Raw genomic sequence first — 22,917 nt, forward strand, 5'->3', positions numbered from 1 at the left:
GGTTAATTTGAATTAACCAAGGCACAGGCGACAAAATTGCAACACCGTCCCCTTGGTTATCAATGCTTGACGATTGCCGCACACTCGACCATAAATGCGCGCATGAAAACGTTGCCCGTCACGATTATTATTACCTGTCGGATTATTATCAGCTAGCACTTGCTGGCCCGGCCGTTTTCGTCTCAAAAATCGATACCAAGATGTGAAACGCTCCGGTCGACAGACCAGTGGAATGATACGCATTCGACATCAGCCTGAAATTTGAGAAGATCGCCATGCCGCAGCAATTGAGCCTCTACAATACGCTCACCCGCACGAAAGAGACCTTCGCGCCCATCAATCCAGCCAATGTGCGCATGTATGTCTGCGGCCCGACCGTTTATGACTATGCCCATATCGGCAATGCGCGGCCCGTGATTGTCTTTGACGTCCTGTTTCGCTTGCTGCGCCATGTCTATGGCGAGCAGCACGTCACCTATGTTCGCAACATCACCGACGTCGATGACAAGATCAACGCACGCGCCGCCCGCGACCATCCGGAACTGCCTCTCAACGAGGCAATCCGCAAGGTCACTGAAACGACTAACCGCCAGTTCCAGGCGGACGTTGCCGCACTTGGCAATCTGCAGCCGTCGGATCAGCCGCGGGCAACCGAATACATAGCCGAGATGGTCGCAATGATAGATCGCCTCGTTGAGCGCGGTGTTGCCTATGTGGCAGATGGCCATGTGCTGTTTTCTCCTTCGGCAATGAACGCCGCCAAAGGGCCACGCTACGGCCAGCTTGCTCGCCGCTCGACTGACGACATGCTGGCAGGAGCGCGCGTGGATGTCGCTTCCTACAAGCGCGACGAAATGGATTTTGTCCTGTGGAAGCCCTCCAAGGATGGTGAACCTGGCTGGCAGTCGCCGGCGGGCATAGACGGGTTGGGGCGTCCTGGCTGGCATATCGAGTGCTCGGCGATGTCGATGGCCAAGCTGCTGGAACCTTTCGGTGGCGGGCTGAAATGTGACGATCCCATGAAGAACATCTTCGACATTCATGCCGGCGGTATCGATCTTGTCTTTCCCCACCATGAAAACGAGATTGCCCAGTCCTGCTGCGCCTTCGGGACTGACCGTATGGCCAATATCTGGATGCACAATGGCTTCCTGCAGGTCGAAGGTCAGAAGATGGCCAAGAGCGTTGGTAACTTCGTGACGATCCACGAACTGCTGGAGACGACCACGTTCGGCGGCCGCAAGTGGCCCGGCGAAGTATTGCGTCTTGCCATGCTCATGACCAACTATCGCGAACCGATCGACTTCAGTGTGAGAAAGCTGGAAGAGGCGGAGAATATTCTCGCCAAGGCCCGCGAATATGTGGGTGACGCTGCCATCGGAGCCATCCCTGATGAGGCTGTCGAAATTCTCTCCGACGATCTTGCGACGCCGGGCCTGATCAACTGGCTGGCGTCGATCAGGAAATCGCGTGTCCTCGAACCCTCGGTATACCGGGCAGCATTTGGCCTACTCGGCATCGATCTGAGCACGGCGTCAGTTTCGGTTGAGCTTGAAAGTGAAATCAACGCCAAGGTTGAGAGGCGTATGGCTTTGCTTGCTGCAAAAAGCTTTTCCGAAGCAGACCGCATTCGCGATGAGTTGCTTGGAAAGGGTATTCAGCTGAAGGACGGCAAGGATCCGGAGACGGGCGAGCGTGTCACAACCTGGGAGCTTAAGCGATGAGTCTTGACAACAGGCCGGTCTACACCGGCGGGTGTCAATGTGGCGCCATCCGCTTCCGGGTTGAAGGCGCGCTCGGCGACGCATCGATCTGCCATTGCCGGATGTGCCAGAAGGCGTTTGGCAATTTCTTTGCGCCTTTGACGTCGGTGCGCGATGCAAAGCTTGAATGGACCCGGGGAGTTCCTAAGCGGTTTCAATCGTCAAACCATGTAAAACGCGGCTTCTGCGCCGATTGCGGGACCCCTTTGACCTATGAAGCGCCGGACGGGATGGCTCTTGCCATTGCCACCTTCGATCATCCGGAGGAACTGGCTCCGACCATCCAGTGGGGCCTTGAGGGAAAACTACCCTATACCGACGATCTCTCGGCTCTGCCCGGTTACACGTCCGAGGACGACCCGGAATCGGCCGAATTCCTGAAAACAATGATATCGTACCAACATCCGGACCATGACACGGATCAGTGGCCGCCATCGGGGCCGCGAGGGGAGACGGGCAAGTGACAAAGGAACGGATCTACCTCTTCGACACGACATTACGCGACGGTCAACAGACGCCGGGCATCGATTTTTCGGTCGAGGACAAGAAGGTCATTGCCGACATGCTGGACGAGTTCGGGTTTGACTATGTCGAGGGTGGTTACCCCGGCGCAAACCCGACTGACACCGCCTTCTTTGCCGAGAAGCGTACCAAGCGCGCGAAATTTGCAGCGTTCGGCATGACGAAACGGGCAGGCGTGTCAGCGTCAAATGATCCGGGCCTTGCCGCACTCGTCCGTTCTTCGGCAGACACCGTTTGTTTCGTCGGCAAGAGCTGGGACTATCACGTCCGCGTTGCTCTCGGTTGCTCAAACGAGGAGAATCTTGAATCCATCGATGCTTCCGTCAGGGTGGCCGTCGAAGCTGGCAAGGAAGCCATCGTCGATTGCGAGCATTTCTTCGATGGCTTCAAGGCCAACCCCGACTATGCGCTCGCCTGCGCCAAAACCGCTTATGATGCCGGCGCGCGATGGGTTGTCCTGTGCGATACGAATGGTGGTTCACAGCCCGCAGAAGTGGCGGAAACTGTCCGCATCGTCACGAAACTGATACCTGGCGATCACCTGGGTATCCACGCCCACAACGACACCGAACAGGCGGTCGCGAATTCACTGGCGGCGATCGATGCCGGGGTCCGTCATGTGCAGGGTACCCTGAATGGCATCGGGGAACGCTGCGGCAACGCCAACCTGGTTACGATCATCCCGACGCTGATGCTGAAGCCGCTCTGGTCGGATCGCTTTGAGACCAGCATCAGTCTGGAGAAGTTGCAGGGGCTGTCCCGCCTGTCGCGCAGTTTCGATGAATTGCTCAACAGGGCACCTGATCCCCAGAGCGCGTTCGTTGGCGGGTCTGCTTTCGCGACGAAGGCCGGTATCCACGCCTCTGCTCTCATCAAGGAACCTGCGACGTACGAACATGTTCCACCGGAAACGGTGGGAAACCGTCGCAAGGTCATGGTGTCCGATCAGGGCGGTAAGTCTAATTTCATCAATGAACTGGAACGCCGCGGCATATCCGTCGCAAAGTCCGATCCCCGGCTCGACACGCTGATTGCTCTGGTCAAGGAGCATGAAGCGGAAGGCTATGCCTATGAGGGAGCGGATGCGAGTTTCGAATTGCTGGCGCGGCGCACGCTCGGGACAGTGCCGGAATTCTTCAAGGTAGAGTCTTTCCGTTGTATGGTCGAACGGCGTTTCGACGCCAATGGCAACATCAAGACGGTCTCCGAAGCGGTGGTGCGTGTAGAAATCGACGGTGAAACCCGCATGTCGGTTGCCGAGGGCCATGGTCCCGTCAATGCGCTCGACCTTGCGCTGCGCAAGGACATGGGGCGCTATCAGCATGAAATCGATGATCTGGTGCTGGCGGATTTCAAGGTCCGCATCCTCAACGGCGGCACGGAAGCCATCACGCGTGTTCTCATCGAATCAACCGATTCCAGCAATGTGCGCTGGTGGACGGTGGGCGTTTCGGACAACATTATCGATGCATCGTTCCAGGCACTCATGGATTCAGTCATCTACAAGCTCATGAAAAACCGTGATCTGGCCGGCAAGATTGCAGCCGAGTGAACGCTCGCACGTATGCCGTTGGTACAATTGACGCAAAAAACATCAACCGTCTTGATCGATTGATCAGTGGAATTCAATGGACGCCGCATGCTGCGAAGCATAGGACTTCGCGTCATGACCGAGCAAATCAACCATCCCGGTGCAGCAACCGTATGTCCCGTGACGACCGAATCAACGGTTCGCATGTCTGATGGCAAGCGAGGGTTTATCTTCGCGCTGTCGGCCTATTTGCTTTGGGGCGTTCTGCCGTTCTATTTGAAGACGGTTGCGCACATGCCCGCACTTGAAGTGGTGGCGCACCGCATCGTCTGGTCCGTGCCGATAGCCGGCGCACTGCTTTGGTGGCTTGGCCTCGTCGGCGATCTGAAAGTCGCGCTGACAACGCCTCGCATGCTTGTCATGGCCATGCTGACGGCCTCACTTATCACCCTGAACTGGGGCACCTATGTCTGGGCCATTGGCAGCGGCCATGCCATCGATACGGCGCTCGGTTATTACATCAATCCTCTGGTGAATGTTGTCCTTGGCGCCATCTTTTTGTCGGAACGGCTGACGAAGCCGCAGCTTCTTGCCGTAGCGCTTGCCGCGTGTGCGGTGATCCTGTTGACCGTGTCATCTGGCGGACTGCCTTGGGTTTCACTGGTCCTCGCCTTCAGCTTTGGCTTCTACGGTTTTTTCCGCAAGACACTGCCGATTGGACCGACGCAGGGCTTCATGCTGGAGGTTCTGCTTCTCTCGGTACCCTCGATAGGCTACATCATCTGGACGGTGTCACAAGGAACCAGCCATTTCTTCAACGGCAATACCCATGACATTGCCCTGTTGTTGTTTGCCGGTCCAGCCACGGCAGTGCCACTCATCCTATACGCGTTCGGTGCGAAGCTGTTGCGCTATACAACAATTGGTCTGATGCAGTATATCGCACCCACGATTGTGTTCCTGAGCGCGATCTTCATTTTCGGCGAGCCATTTTCGCATATCCAGTTTATCGCGTTCGCGTTGATCTGGTCGGCACTGGTCATCTACACCTGGTCGATGTTGAGAGAAGCCCGCAAGGCCCGCACAGTGCCTGCGTGAAGGCTCAAACCATCTGGGCCTGAAGGCTCTAGCTTCTCGAGCCGCCGATCTTTCGAACGATCAGGAATACCATCGCCGAGATCGCCAGCGCGACAAGGGCAACGATCCAGAATCCTTGGTCGCTGCTCGCAAGGGGCAGGCCACCCGTATTCATGCCAAACAGCCCGCTGATAACCGTGCTTGGCAAGAGAACGGCCGTCATGACCGAAAGTACATACAGAAACCGGTTGGACTGATCCGTCAGTTTGGCCATCAGTTCGTCCTGGAGCAGTCTGGCGCGTTGCTGAAGCTGGTCGCCTTCCGCGTGCAATGTTTCGGCACGCCGTGACAATCCTTCGATCAGATCATCCAGATCTTCGGGAAGGGCGCGCCGGTCCGCATGGTCGATATGCCGGAACAGGCTCGTCGCAGCGGTCAGGTATCGGTGAAAGACCACGATCTGGCGCCTGACTGGCACGAGCCGTTCGCGCTCTCCCTGCCAGTTTTCGCCGACGATATGATCTTCGATGGAATCGAGCGTCTCAGCGAGCTTGGCGATTTCAGCTTTCAACAATTCGAGAAAGCGGCGGAAAATGGCATTGAACAGTGCAATTGGCGCTGCCGGCTTGATCCTGCCGCGGCCGATGGACTGTCTTACATCATCGACCGATTGGAGAGGATGGCGGCGTCCACTGATGAATACCTTGCCGTTGAAGGCAAACCGCAGATAACCCAATTCGCGCGGATCGCCGTAGTGTTCATGTTGCAGATCGGGCAACTCTCCGAACAGCCATCCATCCGCGTAGCTGATCTGGTATTGGTCTCCAGTGGAAAGAAACGCCTCCCTGACCAATTCCGGCAGATCCGCGTCGGATTGGATTGCGCGGCGCGCCCTGGCATCGGCAAGGGCGTAGCTTTTCCAGATCCAGGCAGCTTCGCTCGGGAAAGACGCCTTCCGCAGTAATACACCTTCCGGGTCAAAACCGTGGGTTATGACGAAATCATCATCGTGAAGCTTTGGAATGAGGGAAGTGGGATCGGGGGTTAAGTTGTCCGCCATTAGATCCCTTCTTGAGTCCTACATTCGCTCGATGATGGCTTCGTTTCCTTCCCGGTCGCCCCTTGAGGCGGCGTTCAATACGGCAGGCACGATATCTTCGGGCGCTTCTACCACAAGCGGATTGACCAAATGTGACGTATGAACGAAGCCCTCTGCCTTCATGTGGTCTATGAGCGCGAGCATGGGGTTCCAGAAGCCATTGATATTGGCGAACACCATGGGTTTCCGGTGACGGCCGAGCTGCGCCCAGGTCATGATCTCGACGATCTCTTCGACCGTTCCAATACCACCGGGCAGGGTTACGAAAGCGTCAGACCGCTCGAACATCTTGTGCTTGCGCTCGTGCATGTCTTCGGTAACAATCAGTTCCGAGAGCTGGCCAAGCGCGTGTTCGGTGGCTTCCTTGTTCATCAGGAATTTCGGGATGATCCCGGTGACCTTGCCGCCAGCAGACATGACACCGTCTGCTACCGCGCCCATGATGCCTTTGGTGCCGCCGCCGTAGACAAGCTCAAGCCCGTGCTCAGCGATCGACTTGCCGAGCAGCTTGCCGCTTTGTTTGTAAATCGGATCGCGGCCGGTCGAGGAGCCGCAATAGACACAAATGGATCGAATCTTGCTCATTCGACGAGTGGTGCCTTGTGCATGGCAAAACGTCAAGCCCGATACAAAGGCGATAAAATGCCGATGTACGGTTTCTGGTGAGTAACTCTAAAGAATAGGGCTGAATTTAAAGGGTTTTCTTGTAGCTTGGTACAAAAGGCGCTAGAGCAAAAAGAACAATAGGATCGGGGAATAATGATCAACAATAAATTTGCATTCTTGGGGTTTGGTTCAGTCGTGGCGGTGGGGGTTGCGGCTGCTTACATGGGATACCTGCCAGGCAAGCCGGCGTTGGACAAACCGGTTGCTCCGGTCAGCGGCACGGCACAGACGGAATCCGCTCCGCAGCCAAAGGCACCTGACGCACGGCCGTCGCCCGCGCCAGACACGAACGCGCCTGCTCCCCAGGCTGCCCAACCTACCGCGCCGGCCGCTGCGCCCCAAGGCGAGGTGGCCGAGGTCAAGCCGGTTGCACCGACCTTTGATATCTTGCGAGTCGAGCCATCGGGGTCGATTGTCATCGCCGGCAAGGCCGGCAAGAACGCCACCGTCGATCTTCTTGCCCGCTCCAACGTAATTGGCACAACGAAATCGTCAGAGAGTGGCGACTTCGTCATCGTGTTGGATGACCCATTGAAGCCCGGGGACTATCAACTTGTCCTGCGCTCGACACTTCCGGACGGAACAGCGCTGACATCGCTTGAGACGGCAATTGTCTCAATTCCGGAGTCAAAGACCGGGCAGGTATTGGCGCTCGTGGAGCAGTCGGGCCAGCCAAGCCGGATGATCACCAAACCTCAGGCCGTCGAGACTCCGCCAGCTGAAACGGTGACGGCGGCCGCTCCCAAGGGTGACAAGCCAGCGGCTGCAGTCGAGGAAAAGGCACTGATAGCCGTTGAGGCAGTCGAGATCGAGGGCAACAAGTTGTTCATTGCCGGGACGGCGGAGGCCGGTTCCACCGTCAAGGTCTATGCCAATGACGATCTGGTTGGCGTCACGAAGACATCGCCAAACGGCCGCTTCCTGATACAGACAACCCGCGAGCTGGCCGTCGGAGACTACATCGTGCGTGCTGACATGATCGGCAAGGATGGCACGACCGTCGCCGCCCGGGCGGCGGTTCCTTTCAAGCGTGAGGCCGGCGATCGCGTTTCGGCGGTGGCGTCTGTCGCTCCGGCGCCCGCCGTCGATGGCTCGCAGACTCCGACAGGTGCTGTTCCGCAGCCGGACGCGCAAGTCGCCCAGGCCGGGGATGTCGAAGCGCCTTTGAAGAATGTCGAGGGATCGGTGATCATCCGTCGGGGTGATAATCTCTGGCGAATCTCACGCCGTACCTATGGCGAGGGCATGCGCTACACGACGATCTATCTGGCCAACAAGGAACAGATCCGCAATCCGGACATGATTTTCCCCGGTCAGGTATTTGCATTGCCTGAGCAGGACAAACCGGTCCAGTAATAGAAACACAGATCGAAGGCGGCGCTTCGGCTCAAGGGCAGCCGACCGTTTCTGCTTGCATTGGCAACTTGTATCGTTTATCGGCGATGAACGATGAACTGCAGCAATCGATTTGAAGGTCCTGAGGCCGACACTGACACAGCGCGGGTGCTTGCCGCGCTGGCCCATCCGACCCGGCTACGCATTGTTCGCCAGCTTGCCTGCCTGGATGCGTCCTGCTGCAAGGATATCGTCGCACAGCTCGACCTCGCACAATCGACCGTATCACAACACCTCAAGATTCTGGTGGATGCCGGTCTGGTACGTTATCGGCCAGCAGGCCAGAGCTCCCGTTACAGCATTCAACCGGAGGCATTCGCCCAAGTCGCCTCTTTGGTAAGCGACATGGCCAACCTTTGCTGTCCGCCAGACACAATGATCGGGCAAGTGGCGCCGCCCCAGCCTGAAATTGTATACAAGGATTGATCGTGGCCAACAAAACCGTGTCCGCCGAATCTGGAAAGACACTCCAGACAATTCGCAACCTTTGGCCGTATATGTGGCCCGACGAACGACCGGACCTGAAAATGCGTGTCGTGTGGGCGACCGCGTATCTGCTGGTCTCCAAGGTCGTGCTGATGCTGGTTCCCTATTTCTTCAAATGGGCAACGGATGCGCTGAACGGCAAGCTCGAAACTTCAGAACTCGTGCCTGTTCTGCTGATCGGGCCGCTGATGCTCGTGGCTGCATACAATGTCGCCCGCATTGTTCAGGCGGGTCTCAATCAATTGCGCGATGCGCTCTTTGCCAGTGTCGGCCAATATGCCGTGCGGAAACTGGCCTACAGGACATTCGTGCACATGCATGACCTGTCGCTGCGCTTCCATGTCGAGCGCCGCACCGGCGGGCTCTCCCGTATTATCGAACGTGGCACCAAGGGCATCGAAACGATTGTGCGGTTCACAATTCTGAACACGGCGCCGACGATCATCGAATTCCTGCTGACTGCCATCATATTTGCGGTCACCTACGGCCTGTCTTACCTCGCCGTGGTGGTTGCGACGGTGTGGCTCTATACCTGGTTCACCGTACGGGCCAGCGATTGGCGCATCGGAATTCGTAAAGACATGAATGCCTCCGATACCGATGCCAATTCCAAGGCCATCGATTCCCTACTGAACTTTGAGACTGTCAAATATTTCGGCAATGAGGCGATGGAAGCCAAGCGCTTCGACACGGCCATGGCGCGTTACGAAATTTCGGCAACCCGTATCTGGACGTCGCTCGGTTGGCTGAACTTCGGTCAGGCAGTGATCTTCGGCATCGGTATGGCCGTCATGATGATCATGTCGGGCAGGGAGGTGCTGGCGGGAACCCAGACGATCGGTGACTTTGTCTTCATCAACGCCATGCTGATGCAGCTTTCAATACCGCTCAACTTCATCGGCTTCATCTATCGTGAAGTGCGTCAGGGCTTGACAGACATCGAGCAGATGTTCGACCTGCTCGACGTCGAACAGGAAGTGATGGACAAGCCGGACGCAAAGCCTCTGGAGATCGATCGCGGCTCCGTTCGTTTCGACAATGTATACTTCGCCTATGACCCCAAGCGTCCGATATTGAAAGGGGTCAGTTTCAATGTGCCTGCCGGCAAGACCGTGGCCATTGTCGGCCCTTCAGGCGCGGGCAAGTCTACACTGTCACGACTGCTGTTTCGCTTTTATGACATTCAGCAGGGATCCATCAGTATTGACGGTCACGATATTCGCGATGTGACGCAGGAAAGCCTGCGCTCGGCGATTGGTATCGTGCCGCAGGATACGGTCCTCTTCAACGATACCATTGCCTACAACGTCAGCTACGGTCGCATCAGTGCGACCGACGAGGAAGTGCGCAGTGCCGCGGAACTGGCACAGATCGGGCCATTCATCGAGAGCCTGCCCGAAGGCTATGATGCCATGGTTGGCGAGCGTGGCCTGAAACTTTCAGGCGGCGAAAAACAGCGGGTGGCAATTGCCAGGACCATTCTGAAGGCCCCGCCAATTCTGGTTCTGGATGAAGCGACATCGGCGCTCGATAGCGCGACAGAGCATGAAATCCAGTCCTCTCTCGATCTGGTCAGTCGCAACCGTACAACGTTGGTGATTGCACACCGGCTTTCGACGATCATCGGGGCGGACGAGATCATCGTGCTGAAGGACGGCGTGATCGCCGAGCGTGGCACGCATCTGAAGCTGCTGGCCATGCATGGACTATATGCTTCCATGTGGAATCGCCAGCGCGAGGCTACGGAGGCCGAAGAGCGGCTGCGTCGGGTACAGGAGGAAGACGACCTTGGGGTCGTCGTTCGCGGCAAGCCTGCGTTGCCCGCGTAATCCGAAAAAGCTGAAGATCAAATGGATCGGTTAGTGCGAAGGGTTTGCCCAATTCATTGATCTCCGATAAGTAACGCTCCTAATCCTTTGGAGTAGTTGCCGTTCACGGGATGTCCCCTGCTGAGATTCCGGCACAATCAGGAATAAACGAATGAGCCTTGTCGATTCCATCCGTAACACGCTGGTGCCCATTCATCGGGAAGGCTATCCATTCATCGCTGCTTTTGCGGGCGCGACAATCATCATCGGGTATTTCTGGGAGCCACTGTTCTGGATTGGGCTCATCCTGACAGCCTGGTGCATCTATTTCTACCGGGATCCGCAGCGGGTGACGCCGACGGATGACAAGCTGGTCATCAGCCCGGCCGACGGTATCGTCTCGGCAGTCGGTCCCGCTGTGCCGCCACGCGAACTTGGTCTTGGCGAGAAGGAAATGACTCGCATCTCGGTGTTCATGAATGTCTTTTCATGCCACATCAACCGGGCGCCGGTGCGTGGACGCATTTCGACCATCGTCCACAAGCCAGGCAAGTTCCTCAATGCGGAACTCGACAAGGCCAGCGCGGAAAATGAACGTAACAGCCTGTTGATCGATAGTCCCAATGGCGAAGTGGCGGTGGTGCAGATTGCCGGGCTTGTGGCGCGCCGTATCGTATGCTGGGCGGACGAACACAATGCAATCGCGATCGGCGAACGCTTCGGGCTGATCCGTTTTGGCTCGCGCGTAGATGTCTACTTGCCGGAAGGGTTTACCCCGCGCGTCGCGATCGGCCAGATTGCCGTCGGCGGCGAATCCGTGATCGCGGAATTCGGGGGCGCCGCAAGCGCTCCTCTCGTCCGCATCAGCTGAGGCAGTCAAAATGAGCGAGCACGACGCTGACCCACTATTCGATGAAAAGCCGCAGGTGAGGGCGCTGACTGGCTCGCGTATTCCCATGCGCTATCTTGCACCCAATGTGATCACGGTTCTGGCCATATGCGCCGGACTGACTGGCATACGACTTGCCTTCGAGAACCGCTTTGAGCTGGCGGTCTCCATGGTCCTTCTGGCGGCCTTTCTCGACGGAATTGATGGGCGCATCGCCCGCATGATGAAGGGCTCGACAAAATTTGGCGCACAGATGGATTCGCTCGCCGACATTGTCAATTTTGGCGTCGCCCCCGCGCTTGTCCTCTACGCCTATATGCTCGACCAGGCACGTTCCTTCGGCTGGATCGCGGCCTTGCTGTACTGCATTGCCTGCTGCCTTCGCCTCGCACGCTTCAACGTGATGCTGGATGTGTTGGATAAGCCCCTGTGGCAGAACAACTTCTTTACCGGAGTTCCGGCACCGGCCGGCGCCATGCTGGTCATGTTGCCCGTCTATCTCGGCTTCCTCGGCCTCGCGCCGACTCGCACGCTGGCTTTTACTGCGGCCGCCTATACCGTAGGCGTCGCGATCCTGATGATCAGCCGCCTGCCGGTTTACAGCGGCAAGGCGGCTGGTACGAAGCTGCGTTCAGATTGGGTGATGCCGACATTTCTGTTCATTGTCGTCTACGTCGCCTTCTTGATGAGCTATACGTGGGAGACGCTCACGCTGACGACGATTGCCTTCTTCATCACGCTGCCTTTCAGCGCCAGGGCATGGAAACGCTTCGAAGCGGCGGATGCCGCTGCAGCGCTTGCGAATGCTGAAAAGGATAGCCCAGAGGCCGTTGCCTGAGTCAAACGACACGGAGCGCGTACCTTCGTTGCCAACGGAGCTTTTCACTCCGTTTGCGATGCGGACGAACGTCAGGGGTTAGCTCGGATCGTTATAGCTTAACAACTTGCCGGAGCGCACGTCGTAGAGCTTGCCTGTCGCATCAAGCGCGGGATCGCAAAGCAGCGCTATCTTGGCAGCCACAGCTGCGGGCGTCGGCAAGGTTTCCGGGTCTTCGCCCGGCATGGCCTGTGCGCGCATGGCGGTGCGGGTTGCGCCGGGGTTGACGGAATTGACGCGCAGTTTTGTCTGGCGCGTTTCCTCGGCCCATGAGCGAGCCATGATTTCGACGGCCGCCTTGGATGCCGCGTAGGGCCCCCAATAAGCACGTGCCGTGTGCGCAACGCCCGACGACAGCAGGATGGCACGCCCGGCATCAGAAAGCTTCAACAGTGGATCGGTGGTGCGGATAAGGCGCCATACGCTCGAAACATTGATCGCCATCAGCTTGTCAAAGACCTTCGCCTCGACGTGGCCAATCGGCGAGATCGTGCCGAGAACGCCGGCGTTTGCCACCATGATGTCGAGCTTGCCCCAACGCTCGTGGATAGAACCGCCGAGGCGGTCGATGGCTGGCATGTCAGTCAGGTCCAGCGGCACCAGCGTTGCCTTACCACCGGCTGCCTTGATCTCGTCGTCAAGTTCTTCTAGCCCGCCTACCGTGCGGGCAACGGCAATTACATGCGCACCCCGGGCTGCAAGGTCTTTGGAAAGGGAATAGCCAATGCCGCGGGATGCGCCAGTGACAAGCGCAAGCTTGCCGTCCAGCCGAAAACTGCCGTCAGAAATCATGAATTCAGCTCAACCGTTATTTGCGAGAAGCGATAGTTTGTGGACGTTGCCGGGGCCGTCCTTGTCGAGAAGCCGTGTCGGATAGTCGCCAGTGAAATAATGATCGGTGAACAAGGGCGCTCGTGGATCGCGCGGCGCTCCGCTGACCGCCTTGTACAAGCCGTCAATTGACAGGAATGCCAATGAATCGGCACCGATATAGTCGCACATGGCGGCAAGGTCGGCATATTGGTTGGCCAGCAGTTTGTCAGCGTCCGGTGTGTCGATCCCGTAGAAATCCGGATGGAAGATCATCGGGCTGGCGACGCGGATATGGACCTCGCGTGCACCCGCATCGCGGATCATCTGCACGATCTTTACCGACGTCGTTCCGCGCACGATGGAGTCATCGACGAGCACGACACGCTTGCCTTCAATGACAGCCCGGTTGGCGGAATGTTTAAGCTTGACGCCGAATGCCCGGATGGACTGGGTAGGTTCGATAAAGGTACGTCCGACATAATGGTTGCGGATGATGCCGAGTTCGAAAGGTATGCCGCTCGCCTGCGCAAAGCCTATGGCTGCGGGTGTGCCGCCATCCGGTACGGGAACGACGACATCGGCTTCAAGCGGAGCTTCCTTGGCAAGGTTGATGCCCATGTTCTTGCGCGCGGTGTAGACGTTGCGGCCGCCGACAACGGAGTCCGGCCGGGCGAAATAGACATATTCGAAGAGGCAAAGTCGTTCCTGCTTCGGCTTCTGTGGCTTGTAAGTCTCGATGCTGATCGAGCCATCCGGCTGGATCTCGCAGACCACGACCTCGCCATTCTCAACATCACGTACGAATTTGGCGCCGATGATGTCGAGCGCACAGGTTTCCGATGCAAAAATCGGCTTGCCGTCCAGGTCGCCCATGACCAGCGGGCGAATGCCGATAGGATCGCGCGCAGCAATGAGTTTCGTGCGGGTAAGCGCGAGCATGGCATATCCGCCTTCCATCTGGCGGATCGCGTCAATGAAGCGGTCGCTGGAAGAGGCGTGCCGTGAGCGCGCAATGAGATGCAGGACGACTTCCGTGTCGGAATTCGATTGGCAGATTGCGCCGTCGGCAATGAGTTGGCGGCGCAGGGTCAAGCCATTGGTAAAATTGCCATTATGGGCAATGGCGATACCGCCGACCTCAAGTTCGGCGAGAAGGGGTTGCACATTGCGCAGGACCGTATCGCCAGTTGTTGAATAGCGTACGTGTCCGATGGCGCGGTCACCGGGCAACTGGGCGAGGGTGGCCGGATTGGTATAATGATCACCAACCAGGCCCATGCGGCGTTCCGAGCAGAACTGCCGTCCGTCATAAGACACGATACCGGCCGCTTCCTGCCCGCGATGCTGCAGGGCATGTAGCCCGAGCGCTGTCAGCGTTGCAGCGTCGGGATGCCCCAAAATGCCAAACACACCGCACTCTTCATGCAGTGTGTCATCATCGAGGGACATCAATTGGTTATCATCACGAGAAATGTCGGTCATTACCGCCAGCCTTTCGCCGCAGATTCAATTGTGTCTAGCTTGCATTATGCCATACGAGAGCATCGACTAACAGCATGAACCAGTTCAGTTTGCCCGTTGACCAGACAATCCGCCGGATGCCTCCAGCCGAAAGCGCTCATACTGTCATTCGATGCCCTATATGGTGCATTACCAAATAAACGCCAAGACCCGATAAGTGCCAATATTGACGCAGGTATGTCCTTCATACGCTCGATTACTGGTTTGTCGTACCTTCCGGAGGAATATCCTCCTTGGGCTCAGGCGCCGCGGTTCCATCTGGCGCTGCATCCGGAGCCGTCGTCGTACCAGGTTTCAGTCTGTTCAGGATGGTCGATTCCGGATCTTCCGGCAACAGGCCGATCAGCTTCGCCCCCAGCGAATCAATCATCGGCTTGGACTTCGCCTGGGCGATCCAGGCGGGCTGGTTGTCCGTGACAAGCCAGTTGAAGAACAGCATGGCGACGACAACCAGAAGTACACCGCGGGCTGCACCAAAGAGGAAGCCAAGCGTCCGGTCCAGCGCTCCGATACGGCTGTCGATGATAAAATCGGCGATTTTCATGGTGATGATCGAAACAACAATCAGCGTAACGACGAAGACAAGCCCGGCAGCCGCAATCTGCACAATGGTCTCATTGTTGATGTATGGCGTAAGAAAGGGCACGACGGGCTTGTAAAAGAGATAGGCCGCGGCGGCCGCTGCAGCCCAGGAGACAACCGAAAGCACTTCGCGCGAAAAGCCCCGCACCATGGCAAGGACCGCAGACACGAGGGTGATGCCCAGTAGAATTCCGTCAAGCAACGTAATCGGCATTTATTTTCATCCCCAATATTTCTGACCAATGGGCTGCACTTGGTCAGTCTTCGCGTTGTCTCTTCCCGGGTCCCGACGCCGCGATCCGGGCCACTAGGTCCGGCAGCGAAGCCGTCTGGGTCAGACGAGCATTACCGTTCTTGGGCACGTCGTTGCTTCCCTTCGGAAGTACGGCCTGCTTGAACCCAAGCTTGTCCGCTTCTTTCAGCCTCTGCACGGCATGGGCCACGGGACGTACCGCACCAGATAAGCTGACTTCGCCGAAATAGACGCAATCTGCCGGAAGGGCAATACCGGCAATGGAGGAAACCAGTGCAGATGCAACGGCCAGGTCGGCTGCCGGCTCGGCGATGCGATACCCGCCCGCCACGTTCAGGTAGACATCGTGCTGTCCGAAGCGGACACCACAATGCGCTTCAAGTACCGCGAGAATCATCGACAGCCGGTTGCCGTCCCAACCGACGACGGCGCGGCGAGGCGTGCCAAGGGTTGAGGGGGCCACAAGTGCCTGGATTTCGACGAGAATTGGCCGCGTGCCCTCCATGCCGGCGAAAACTGCAGCTCCAGGCGACTTTTCGTTGCGCTCGCCGAGAAAAAGTTCGGACGGATTGGCGACTTCGCGCAGGCCCCGATCGGACATTTCGAACACACCGATCTCGTCTGTCGGCCCAAAGCGGTTCTTCACCGTTCGCAAAATCCGGTAGTGATGACCGCCTTCACCCTCGAAGTAGAGCACCGCATCGACCATGTGCTCAACGACACGGGGGCCTGCTATCTGGCCTTCCTTCGTCACATGGCCGACGAGCACCACCGCTGCACCCGTCTGCTTCGCATAGCGGATCATGGCCTGTGCACCCGCCCGCACCTGGGTCACCGTGCCTGGTGCCGAATCGGCGGCGTCAGTCCAAAGCGTCTGGATCGAATCAATAATGATCAGGTCCGGCCGTTTGGCGTCAGATATGGTCGCCAGAATGTCCTCGACATTGGTCTCCGCGGCCAGCAGTACATCCGTGTCGGCCGCGTTCAGGCGCTGGGCGCGCAACCGGATTTGGGCCACTGCTTCTTCACCGGAAACGTAGACAACCCGATTACCCTTGCGCGCCAGTGCGGCTGCCGCCTGGGTAAGCAAGGTGGACTTGCCAATGCCGGGATCGCCGCCGACAAGGATCGCCGAACCGCGCACGAAGCCACCGCCGGTGACACGATCGAGCTCGCTGATTCCGGACTGGATACGCGGCGCGTCCTCGATTTCGCCAGAAAGGGTGGTCAGGGCGACCGCTCGGCCTTTCCGGCTCGAGAGTTTGCCGGGTCCGCTGCCGATGCCACCGGATGTTCCTTCTTCGACCAGCGTATTCCACTCGCCGCACTCGTCGCATTTGCCCGCCCAGCGCGCATGAACGGCCCCGCAATTCTGGCAAATGAACTGAATTCTCGATTTGGCCATCAGTTGCTGGTTCCGGAATGGAGGTAGCGACGGTGATACCGGTTTCCGAGACTTGTCAGCAATTCATAACCTATGGTCCCAGCCGAGCGGGCTGCGTCGTCGAGCGCAATGTTCTCTCCGAAGAGCTCGATGTAGTCGCCCGGCCCCACTGCATCTTCAGCTAGGTCGGTGATGTCGAACGAGGTAAGGTCCATGGTAACCCGGCCGATGACCGGTACTTTCTTGCCGGCCACGAATCCTTCGCCTCCGCGGGGGACAGCATTGCGCAATGGGACGCCGCTGCCGGATGCAGATCGGAGATATCCGTCCGCATAGCCGACGGAACAAATGGCAATGCGCGTATCGCGGGGAAGGGTCGTCGTTGCACCGTAGCCCACCGTTTCACCCCTCAAACCAGTTTGGATCTGGACGATACGTGCCTCCAGAGTCACGACCGGGCGCATGGGATTGGGCGTGTCCGAAAGCGGTTCCCCGCCATAAATCGCAATGCCCGGGCGATTGAGATCGAATTGGCTGCCTGCAGGGTGAAAGATGCCAGGAGAATTGGCTATGCTTGATTCAATTCCTGCAAAAGCGGCGTGAAGCTCTTGAAAAGATTCGAATTGCTGCTGGTTCAACGCATGAGCCCGGTCATCGGCCGTTGCGAGATGCGTGATCAAAAGGATTGGTTTGTCGGCCCGTTCGTCTGCAGCAAAGGCAAGCGCTTCATCGACGTTGAGGCCCAGCCTGTTCATGCCCGTGTCGACGATCATCGCAAAAGGCAGCTTGTCGCCGCGCCCGTCGTTCAATTGATTCCAAAGCCTGAGTTGATGGGTCGAGCCTAAAACCGGGATCAGATCGGATTGTTCATAGGCCGGGAAAGCCTCTGGAAAGAAACCATTGAGGATAAACACCCGGGCATCGGGCGCCACGGCTTTCACCCGCAAGCCCTCTTCGGGCAGCGCAGCGAAGAACGTTCGGCATCCCGCCTGCCACAATGCCGGTACGACATGCACGATGCCAAGACCATAGGCGTCCGCCTTGACCACCGCACCCATACTTGCCGGCTCCGACTTCTCAGCGAGAAGTCGCCAGTTCGCGGCAAGGGCATCGAGGTCGATCGTGAGCCGCCCGCCCGCAAGGGTTGGATCGACGCCGGCGTAGGTGATGTGAGGTTTCTTGGCAGTCAAGTGATCACTCGAACCGTTCTGGCAGATGCGAATCTTCGGCAAGGTCGGTAAAGCGCGTGTACTCCGCCTGGAACGCCAGCCGCACCGTGCCCGTCGGACCATGACGCTGCTTGGCCACGATGACCTCGGCCTTGCCAGTGGCTTCGCTCAGATCGGCCTGCCATTTGAAATGTTCCTCAGTACCTGCCTTTGGCTCCTTGTTCTTGATGTAATACTCATCACGATAAACGAAAAGCACAACGTCGGCGTCCTGCTCGATCGAACCGGATTCACGCAGGTCGGAGAGCTGCGGATGCTTGTCTTCGCGGCTTTCCACCTGGCGGGAGAGCTGGGACAGGGCGATGATCGGCGTATTCAGTTCCTTGCCGAGAGCCTTCAGACCCGTGGTGATCTCCGTGATTTCCTGCACGCGGTTTTCAGACGCGCGCTTGGATGAGCCCTGCATCAGCTGGATGTAGTCGATCACAAGAACATCGAGCCCGCGCTGCCGCTTCAGCCGCCGTGCGCGGGCCGCGAGCTGCGCAATCGATATGCCACCTGTCTGATCGATGTAGAGCGGTACCTTCTGCATATGCTGCGAGCAGGCCACCAGCTTCTCGAAATCCGCTTCGCTGATCTCGCCGCGGCGGATCTTCGAGGAGCTGATTTCCGATTGCTCGGAGATGATACGGGTTGCCAGCTGCTCGGACGACATTTCGAGGGAGAAGAAGCCGACGACGCCGCCATTCTTGGCTTTGAACGTGCCATCCGCCAATTGCTCAGGCTCGTAGGCCGCGGCAATGTTGAACGCAATATTCGTGGCGAGTGACGTTTTGCCCATGCCCGGGCGTCCCGCGAGGACGATCAAGTCCGAGGGTTGCAGACCACCCATGCGGGCATCGAGTGCGCGAATGCCGGTGGAAATGCCGGAAAGGTGACCGTCACGCATGAAGGCGGCATTGGCCATGTCGACAGCCGTCTTGACCGCATCGGTGAACGTCTGGAATCCGCCATCATAGCGGCCGGTCTCGGCGAGTTCGAATAGCCTTCGCTCGGCATCCTCGATCTGGCCCTGCGGCGCGACGTCGACCGGTGCATCATAGGCAATGTTGACCATGTCCTCGCCAATCGTGATCAGCGCGCGCCGCGTGGCAAGATCGTAGATTGCCCGGCCATAATCCTCCGCATTGATGACAGTCACCGCCTCCGCAGCGAGACGTGCAAGATATTGCATCACGGTCATCTCGCCGACCTTTTCCTCGGCCGGCAGGAATGTCTTCAAAGTGACGGGATTGGCCATCTTGCCCATGCGGATCATGTCTGACGACACGTCGAAGATCTTCCGGTGCAGCGGCTCGTAGAAATGGGTCGACTTCAGGAAGTCCGATACGCGGTAGAAGGCGTCGTTGTTGACGAGGATCGCGCCAAGCAACGCCTGTTCTGCCTCGATGTTATTCGGGGCCTCGCGGTAAAATGCGTCCCGCGCCTCGTTGATCTTGCGTACCGTTGCTTCAGCCATTTTGATTCTCAATCCCTGTGCCGTATCGGGGTAGTCGGACAAGAACGAGGTGTAAAGCGGCTTGCCACCGTCACCTGATATCCAAGGGAAACGGTACCATGATTCCCGTTATTAACAGCCTCTGAAGATAAATGTTTATGTGCTTGACTTGTGTCAGTTCATGTTCGAGCACCCAACTCTTCTGCCAGCGCCCAGCTCCTACCTATCCGTCATCCTCGGGCTTGACCCGAGGACCCATAGCGAGAGAGTGATGCTGTTAACAAAATCGCGTCCTTCGGCCAACCGGTAGGCGATTTCGAATTTGCGCGGTCCAGGCATGAGTGCTCGGGTTTAACCCGAAGACGACGATGACGGAGAGAGTGTGCCGTTGAACTATGTCGTTACCGCCCGGCTGCTGATTCCTTGTTCTGGACCTGGCTATTGGCGGAACTGCGTTCGCATTCGAGCCGCTTCAGACGCTTTTCTTCCTTCTCGATATAATTCCGCGTCAAGGGGACAGCTTCCTGGCGGTGAGCCAGCTGAATCTGGAACACAACAAGATTTTGCCAGCGGAATGCCGCTTCCGAGGCGGCAAGGTAGAATTCCCACATCCGGCAGAAGCGTTCGTCATAGATCGCCTTGGCCTTTTCGCGGTTGGCCATGAAGCGGTCCCGCCAGATTCGCAGCGTTTCAGCATAATGCAGCCGAAGGATCTCGACATCGGTGATGACGAGGCCCGCCTTCTCGATATGTGGGATGACCTCGGACAATGCAGGAATATAACCGCCTGGGAAGATGTATTTCTGGATGAAGGCATTGGTATAGGACGGCCCGTCCGAGCGCCCGATCGTGTGCAGCAGGAAAACACCATCCTTCTTCAAGAGCCGTGCCGTATGCTGGAAATATTCGGGGAAATGTCCGATGCCGACATGCTCGAACATGCCGACGGATACGATCCGGTCAAAGCTTTCCTCGATGGTTCTGTAGTCGCGCAGGTCAAAGCGGGCTTGCGCGGACAGTCGTTCCTCGAAGGCGCGTTTGTTGGCGATCCCATGCTGCTCCTGCGACAAGGTCACACCCGTAACATCAGCCTCGAGATGTTTGGCGAGATAAAGCCCGAGGCCACCCCAGCCGCTGCCGATATCAAGCGTCCTGTGTCCTTTTTCAACGAGCAGTTTCGCCGCGATGTGGCGCTTCTTCGCCAGTTGCGCCTCTTCGAGCGTTGCGTCAGGCCGTTCGAAATAGGCGCAGGAATATTGCATGTCCGTGTCGAGAAACAGCCGGTAGAGGTCTTCCGAAAGGTCGTAGTGGCGTTGCACGTTGCTCGAGGCCCGCGTCAACGTATTCATCTGGTGCAGGCGTCGGGTTGCGCGGCGGATACCTTCCACCGCCAGCATCCACGGCTCCCTGGCGACCGTTGCGCCAGTGTTTTCAAAGATAATCTTCAGAACGTCATAGATATCGCCGTCCAGTACGTCGAGATCGCCATTCATATAGGCTTCGGCGAAATGCAGCGATGGATCGAAGGCGATCTTTCTTTCGGCGGCGGCGCTGTTGATGCGGAAGTGGATAGCAACTCCGGTTCCATCACCGAAGGTTCGCGTTTTGCCGGACGAGTCCGTGATGATCAGTGTGCCGGTATGTATCAGTCGCGAAAGTGTAGCCTTTAGAATGGCATTCATGAACAATCTCCATCATTGATGACAGAGCTCGGCCATAAAAGGACTCGGGAAGAGTCCAGGTCGGGCATGGGGAGGACCAAACAAATCTAATCGATTTTTTGTTCCTGAAAAGCAAAAAAACACCCGGTATCGCTACCGGGTGTCGCAAAATATTGATGAGATCATTTATTTCAATGATCTATCGAAATAAATCAGGCGTTTTCTTCGCCCTCTTCGTCTTCATCAAAGAACTCATCCGAAAGTGGAGTTTCTTCAATGCCATAGATTGCCTGGGCGGAGGTGAGGTCTTCACCCTTTACCTGACGCTCTGCTTCATCGGCCGTACGGGCGATGTTGATCGTTACCGTAGCTTCAACTTCCGGATGAAGCGCCAGAACGATGCTGTGCAGGCCGATCGTCTTGATGGGCGTGTTCAGTTCAACCTGGTTGCGGTTGATCGAGAAACCTTCGGCAGTGATGAGGTCGGCGATGTCGCGGGTCGAAACTGAACCGTAGAGCTGGCCGGTTTCACCTGCGGAACGGACGGCGACGAAGCTCTTTCCGTCGAGCTTCTCGGCGATAGCCTGTGCTTCGGACTTGCGCTCGAGGTTGCGGGCTTCAAGCTGGGCGCGCTGGCCTTCGAACTTCTTCTTGTTGGCTTCGTTTGCACGAAGGGCCTTGCCTTGCGGCAAGAGGAAGTTGCGGGCAAAGCCGTCCTTTACCTTGACTGTTTCGCCCATCTGGCCGAGGCGGCTGATACGTTCGAGAAGAATGACTTCCATTTTCGTTTTCCTTGTCTGTCTTGATATTCAATTGTCATTGCTGGGTGGAGTTGAATTCGCAGCCTTCGAGACCGGTGCGTTGCGCGATGTGTCGAACAAGCCGGCCAGAAGGAAGAGAAAAAGCGCAAAAGCAAAAAGCATGACGGCGAGGTAGGCTAGCCAGAGCGCCACCGGACGCCAGGGCGCACCCCGTGTCCTTGCATGCATCATGGCAAAGCCCGCCATCATGAAGCCTGCGCCAAGTGCGCCGGCAATGGCTGTCGCGGCGTAGCCGATCCCGCCAGGCAAGAAGCAGGCGGCGCAGGCGACGGCAAAAATGATAAGTGCCGGTCTCGGCATGCGCAAAGCACGCGGCCAGTCGTCTTTCGGGCGGCGCAACCGGCCCGAGGCGGCGGTCAGACGCAGCGCCATGTAGAGATTGGCAAGGATGATCATCACCCATACTGCAGGCTGCAGGGCCGGCAGGACACGCACGACGAAGGCCGCCATGTTCTGGGCGACATCGGCATTCGCGGTAAGCTCGGGGTTATTGGCGGCAAGCTGCTGACCGAGCGATTTGGCAAGCTCGGCGGCGAGATCGTCGCCATAGCCGACCAGCATGCCGATAACAATGAAGCTGGCCCCAACGATCAGCGCGAGCCGCAGCAGCGTGTCGGCAAGCGGGTACCAGACGTAAACGTTCTTGGGGCCACCGATCTCATCAGCGGGGCGGGCGAGGCCGGTAAAATAAGCGGCCGCGGCGGCGGGAATGGCGGTGATCAGCACGACGATGAGTGCGGCGGTTGGCGCGGCCAGGACCGAAACGGCGACGGCCATCGACAGTGCAGCAATGAAACCCGCGGCTGTACCCCATCCCAGAGCAGCCACAAAGATTGGCAGCGGCGAGAAAAGCAGGAGAGCCATGGCAAGGGTCGATTGCGTGATAACGCCAACCGATAGCAGCGCGGCCGCAAGGCCCGCCAACACTCCAACGCCAATGTCTTTTGCAGTCGGTTTCATCTACGCTCGCTGTCCTGCTTACCGAAGCAGTTAGAGGTGGTTCCTGAACCAATGCCTCAACTTGGGTTTCTCGAAACAATTCGAGGAAAAGCGCCTAGCGGTTTTCCATGATGAATTGCGTTATTAGAGTTCACCAGGCCCA

General features: G+C 57.7%; 20 protein-coding genes. 9 read left to right on the forward strand and 11 right to left on the reverse strand.

Annotation, left to right across the window (positions count from 1 at the left end; translation table 11 throughout):
* The first annotated feature begins 275 nt into the window (after positions 1–275).
* The 4 genes from cysS to rarD all read left to right on the forward strand — a co-directional run bounded on the left by cysS (position 276) and on the right by rarD (position 4,914).
* Positions 276–1,724, forward strand: a complete 1,449-nt coding sequence (gene cysS, locus K9U38_RS10165; RefSeq protein WP_224494213.1) for a cysteine--tRNA ligase — start codon at positions 276–278, stop codon at positions 1,722–1,724.
* Positions 1,721–2,227, forward strand: a complete 507-nt coding sequence (locus K9U38_RS10170; protein ID WP_224494214.1) for a GFA family protein — start codon at positions 1,721–1,723, stop codon at positions 2,225–2,227. Before cysS ends, K9U38_RS10170 begins: the two co-directional genes overlap by 4 nt.
* Entirely contained in the window at positions 2,224–3,837 is a 1,614-nt protein-coding gene (gene cimA, locus K9U38_RS10175) for a citramalate synthase (RefSeq protein ID WP_224494215.1), read from the forward strand. The genes K9U38_RS10170 and cimA overlap by 4 nt, the downstream gene beginning before the upstream one ends.
* A gap of 183 nt (positions 3,838–4,020) precedes the next feature.
* Positions 4,021–4,914: an EamA family transporter RarD gene (gene rarD / locus K9U38_RS10180; protein WP_224494364.1), complete on the forward strand. Its 894-nt coding sequence runs from the start codon at positions 4,021–4,023 to the stop codon at positions 4,912–4,914.
* A 28-nt stretch (positions 4,915–4,942) separates the two neighbouring features.
* On the opposite strand, the gene K9U38_RS10185 is transcribed toward rarD, so the two are convergent.
* On the reverse strand, positions 4,943–5,953 hold the full coding sequence (locus K9U38_RS10185; protein ID WP_224494216.1) for a CorA family divalent cation transporter: 1,011 nt from the start codon (positions 5,951–5,953) through the stop codon (positions 4,943–4,945).
* A gap of 18 nt (positions 5,954–5,971) precedes the next feature.
* Positions 5,972–6,577 (reverse strand): LOG family protein, encoded by a 606-nt coding sequence (locus K9U38_RS10190; protein WP_224494217.1) that lies wholly within the window; start codon positions 6,575–6,577, stop codon positions 5,972–5,974.
* Between the two features lie 174 nt (positions 6,578–6,751).
* Here K9U38_RS10190 and K9U38_RS10195 point away from each other — a divergent pair, with 174 nt between their 5' ends.
* The 5 genes from K9U38_RS10195 (at position 6,752) to pssA (ending at position 12,074) form a co-directional block, all read left to right on the forward strand.
* The gene (locus tag K9U38_RS10195) at positions 6,752–8,014 is read left to right on the forward strand and encodes a LysM peptidoglycan-binding domain-containing protein (protein ID WP_224494218.1); all 1,263 of its coding nucleotides are present in this window, start codon (positions 6,752–6,754) and stop codon (positions 8,012–8,014) included.
* Positions 8,015–8,107: 93 nt separating this feature from the next.
* Entirely contained in the window at positions 8,108–8,479 is a 372-nt protein-coding gene (locus K9U38_RS10200; RefSeq protein ID WP_224494219.1) for an ArsR/SmtB family transcription factor, read from the forward strand.
* Positions 8,480–8,481: 2 nt separating this feature from the next.
* Positions 8,482–10,368, forward strand: coding sequence for an ABCB family ABC transporter ATP-binding protein/permease (locus K9U38_RS10205; protein ID WP_370631891.1), 1,887 nt, complete (start codon positions 8,482–8,484; stop codon positions 10,366–10,368).
* A gap of 151 nt (positions 10,369–10,519) precedes the next feature.
* The gene (locus K9U38_RS10210; RefSeq protein ID WP_224494220.1) at positions 10,520–11,218 is read left to right on the forward strand and encodes a phosphatidylserine decarboxylase; all 699 of its coding nucleotides are present in this window, start codon (positions 10,520–10,522) and stop codon (positions 11,216–11,218) included.
* A gap of 85 nt (positions 11,219–11,303) precedes the next feature.
* Positions 11,304–12,074, forward strand: coding sequence for a CDP-diacylglycerol--serine O-phosphatidyltransferase (gene pssA / locus K9U38_RS10215; RefSeq protein WP_224494366.1), 771 nt, complete (start codon positions 11,304–11,306; stop codon positions 12,072–12,074).
* 78 nt (positions 12,075–12,152) lie between these two features.
* On the opposite strand, the gene K9U38_RS10220 is transcribed toward pssA, so the two are convergent.
* From K9U38_RS10220 to K9U38_RS10260, 9 genes are all read right to left on the reverse strand, one after another.
* Entirely contained in the window at positions 12,153–12,905 is a 753-nt protein-coding gene (locus K9U38_RS10220) for an SDR family NAD(P)-dependent oxidoreductase (RefSeq protein ID WP_224494221.1), read from the reverse strand.
* A gap of 9 nt (positions 12,906–12,914) precedes the next feature.
* Positions 12,915–14,375 (reverse strand): amidophosphoribosyltransferase, encoded by a 1,461-nt coding sequence (gene purF / locus K9U38_RS10225; RefSeq protein ID WP_224494367.1) that lies wholly within the window; start codon positions 14,373–14,375, stop codon positions 12,915–12,917.
* A 268-nt stretch (positions 14,376–14,643) separates the two neighbouring features.
* Positions 14,644–15,243 (reverse strand): CvpA family protein, encoded by a 600-nt coding sequence (locus tag K9U38_RS10230; RefSeq protein ID WP_224494222.1) that lies wholly within the window; start codon positions 15,241–15,243, stop codon positions 14,644–14,646.
* A gap of 43 nt (positions 15,244–15,286) precedes the next feature.
* The gene (gene radA / locus K9U38_RS10235) at positions 15,287–16,687 is read right to left on the reverse strand and encodes a DNA repair protein RadA (protein ID WP_224494223.1); all 1,401 of its coding nucleotides are present in this window, start codon (positions 16,685–16,687) and stop codon (positions 15,287–15,289) included.
* Positions 16,687–17,856 carry an alanine racemase gene (gene alr / locus K9U38_RS10240; RefSeq protein WP_224494224.1) on the reverse strand — a complete coding sequence of 390 codons (1,170 nt, stop codon included), beginning with the start codon at positions 17,854–17,856 and terminating at the stop codon, positions 16,687–16,689. Before alr ends, radA begins: the two co-directional genes overlap by 1 nt.
* 4 nt (positions 17,857–17,860) lie before the next feature.
* Positions 17,861–19,354: a replicative DNA helicase gene (locus tag K9U38_RS10245; protein WP_224494225.1), complete on the reverse strand. Its 1,494-nt coding sequence runs from the start codon at positions 19,352–19,354 to the stop codon at positions 17,861–17,863.
* Positions 19,355–19,734: 380 nt separating this feature from the next.
* Positions 19,735–21,015, reverse strand: coding sequence for a cyclopropane fatty acid synthase (locus K9U38_RS10250; RefSeq protein ID WP_224494226.1), 1,281 nt, complete (start codon positions 21,013–21,015; stop codon positions 19,735–19,737).
* 191 nt (positions 21,016–21,206) lie between these two features.
* Positions 21,207–21,776, reverse strand: coding sequence for a 50S ribosomal protein L9 (gene rplI, locus K9U38_RS10255; RefSeq protein ID WP_224494227.1), 570 nt, complete (start codon positions 21,774–21,776; stop codon positions 21,207–21,209).
* A 27-nt stretch (positions 21,777–21,803) separates the two neighbouring features.
* Positions 21,804–22,775: a DUF2232 domain-containing protein gene (locus tag K9U38_RS10260; RefSeq protein WP_224494228.1), complete on the reverse strand. Its 972-nt coding sequence runs from the start codon at positions 22,773–22,775 to the stop codon at positions 21,804–21,806.
* Positions 22,776–22,917 lie beyond the last annotated feature (142 nt).

Origin of the sequence: Phyllobacterium lublinensis (genome assembly GCF_020164435.1) — a bacterium.
In the GTDB taxonomy this organism is placed as follows: Bacteria; Pseudomonadota; Alphaproteobacteria; order Rhizobiales; family Rhizobiaceae; genus Phyllobacterium; species Phyllobacterium lublinensis.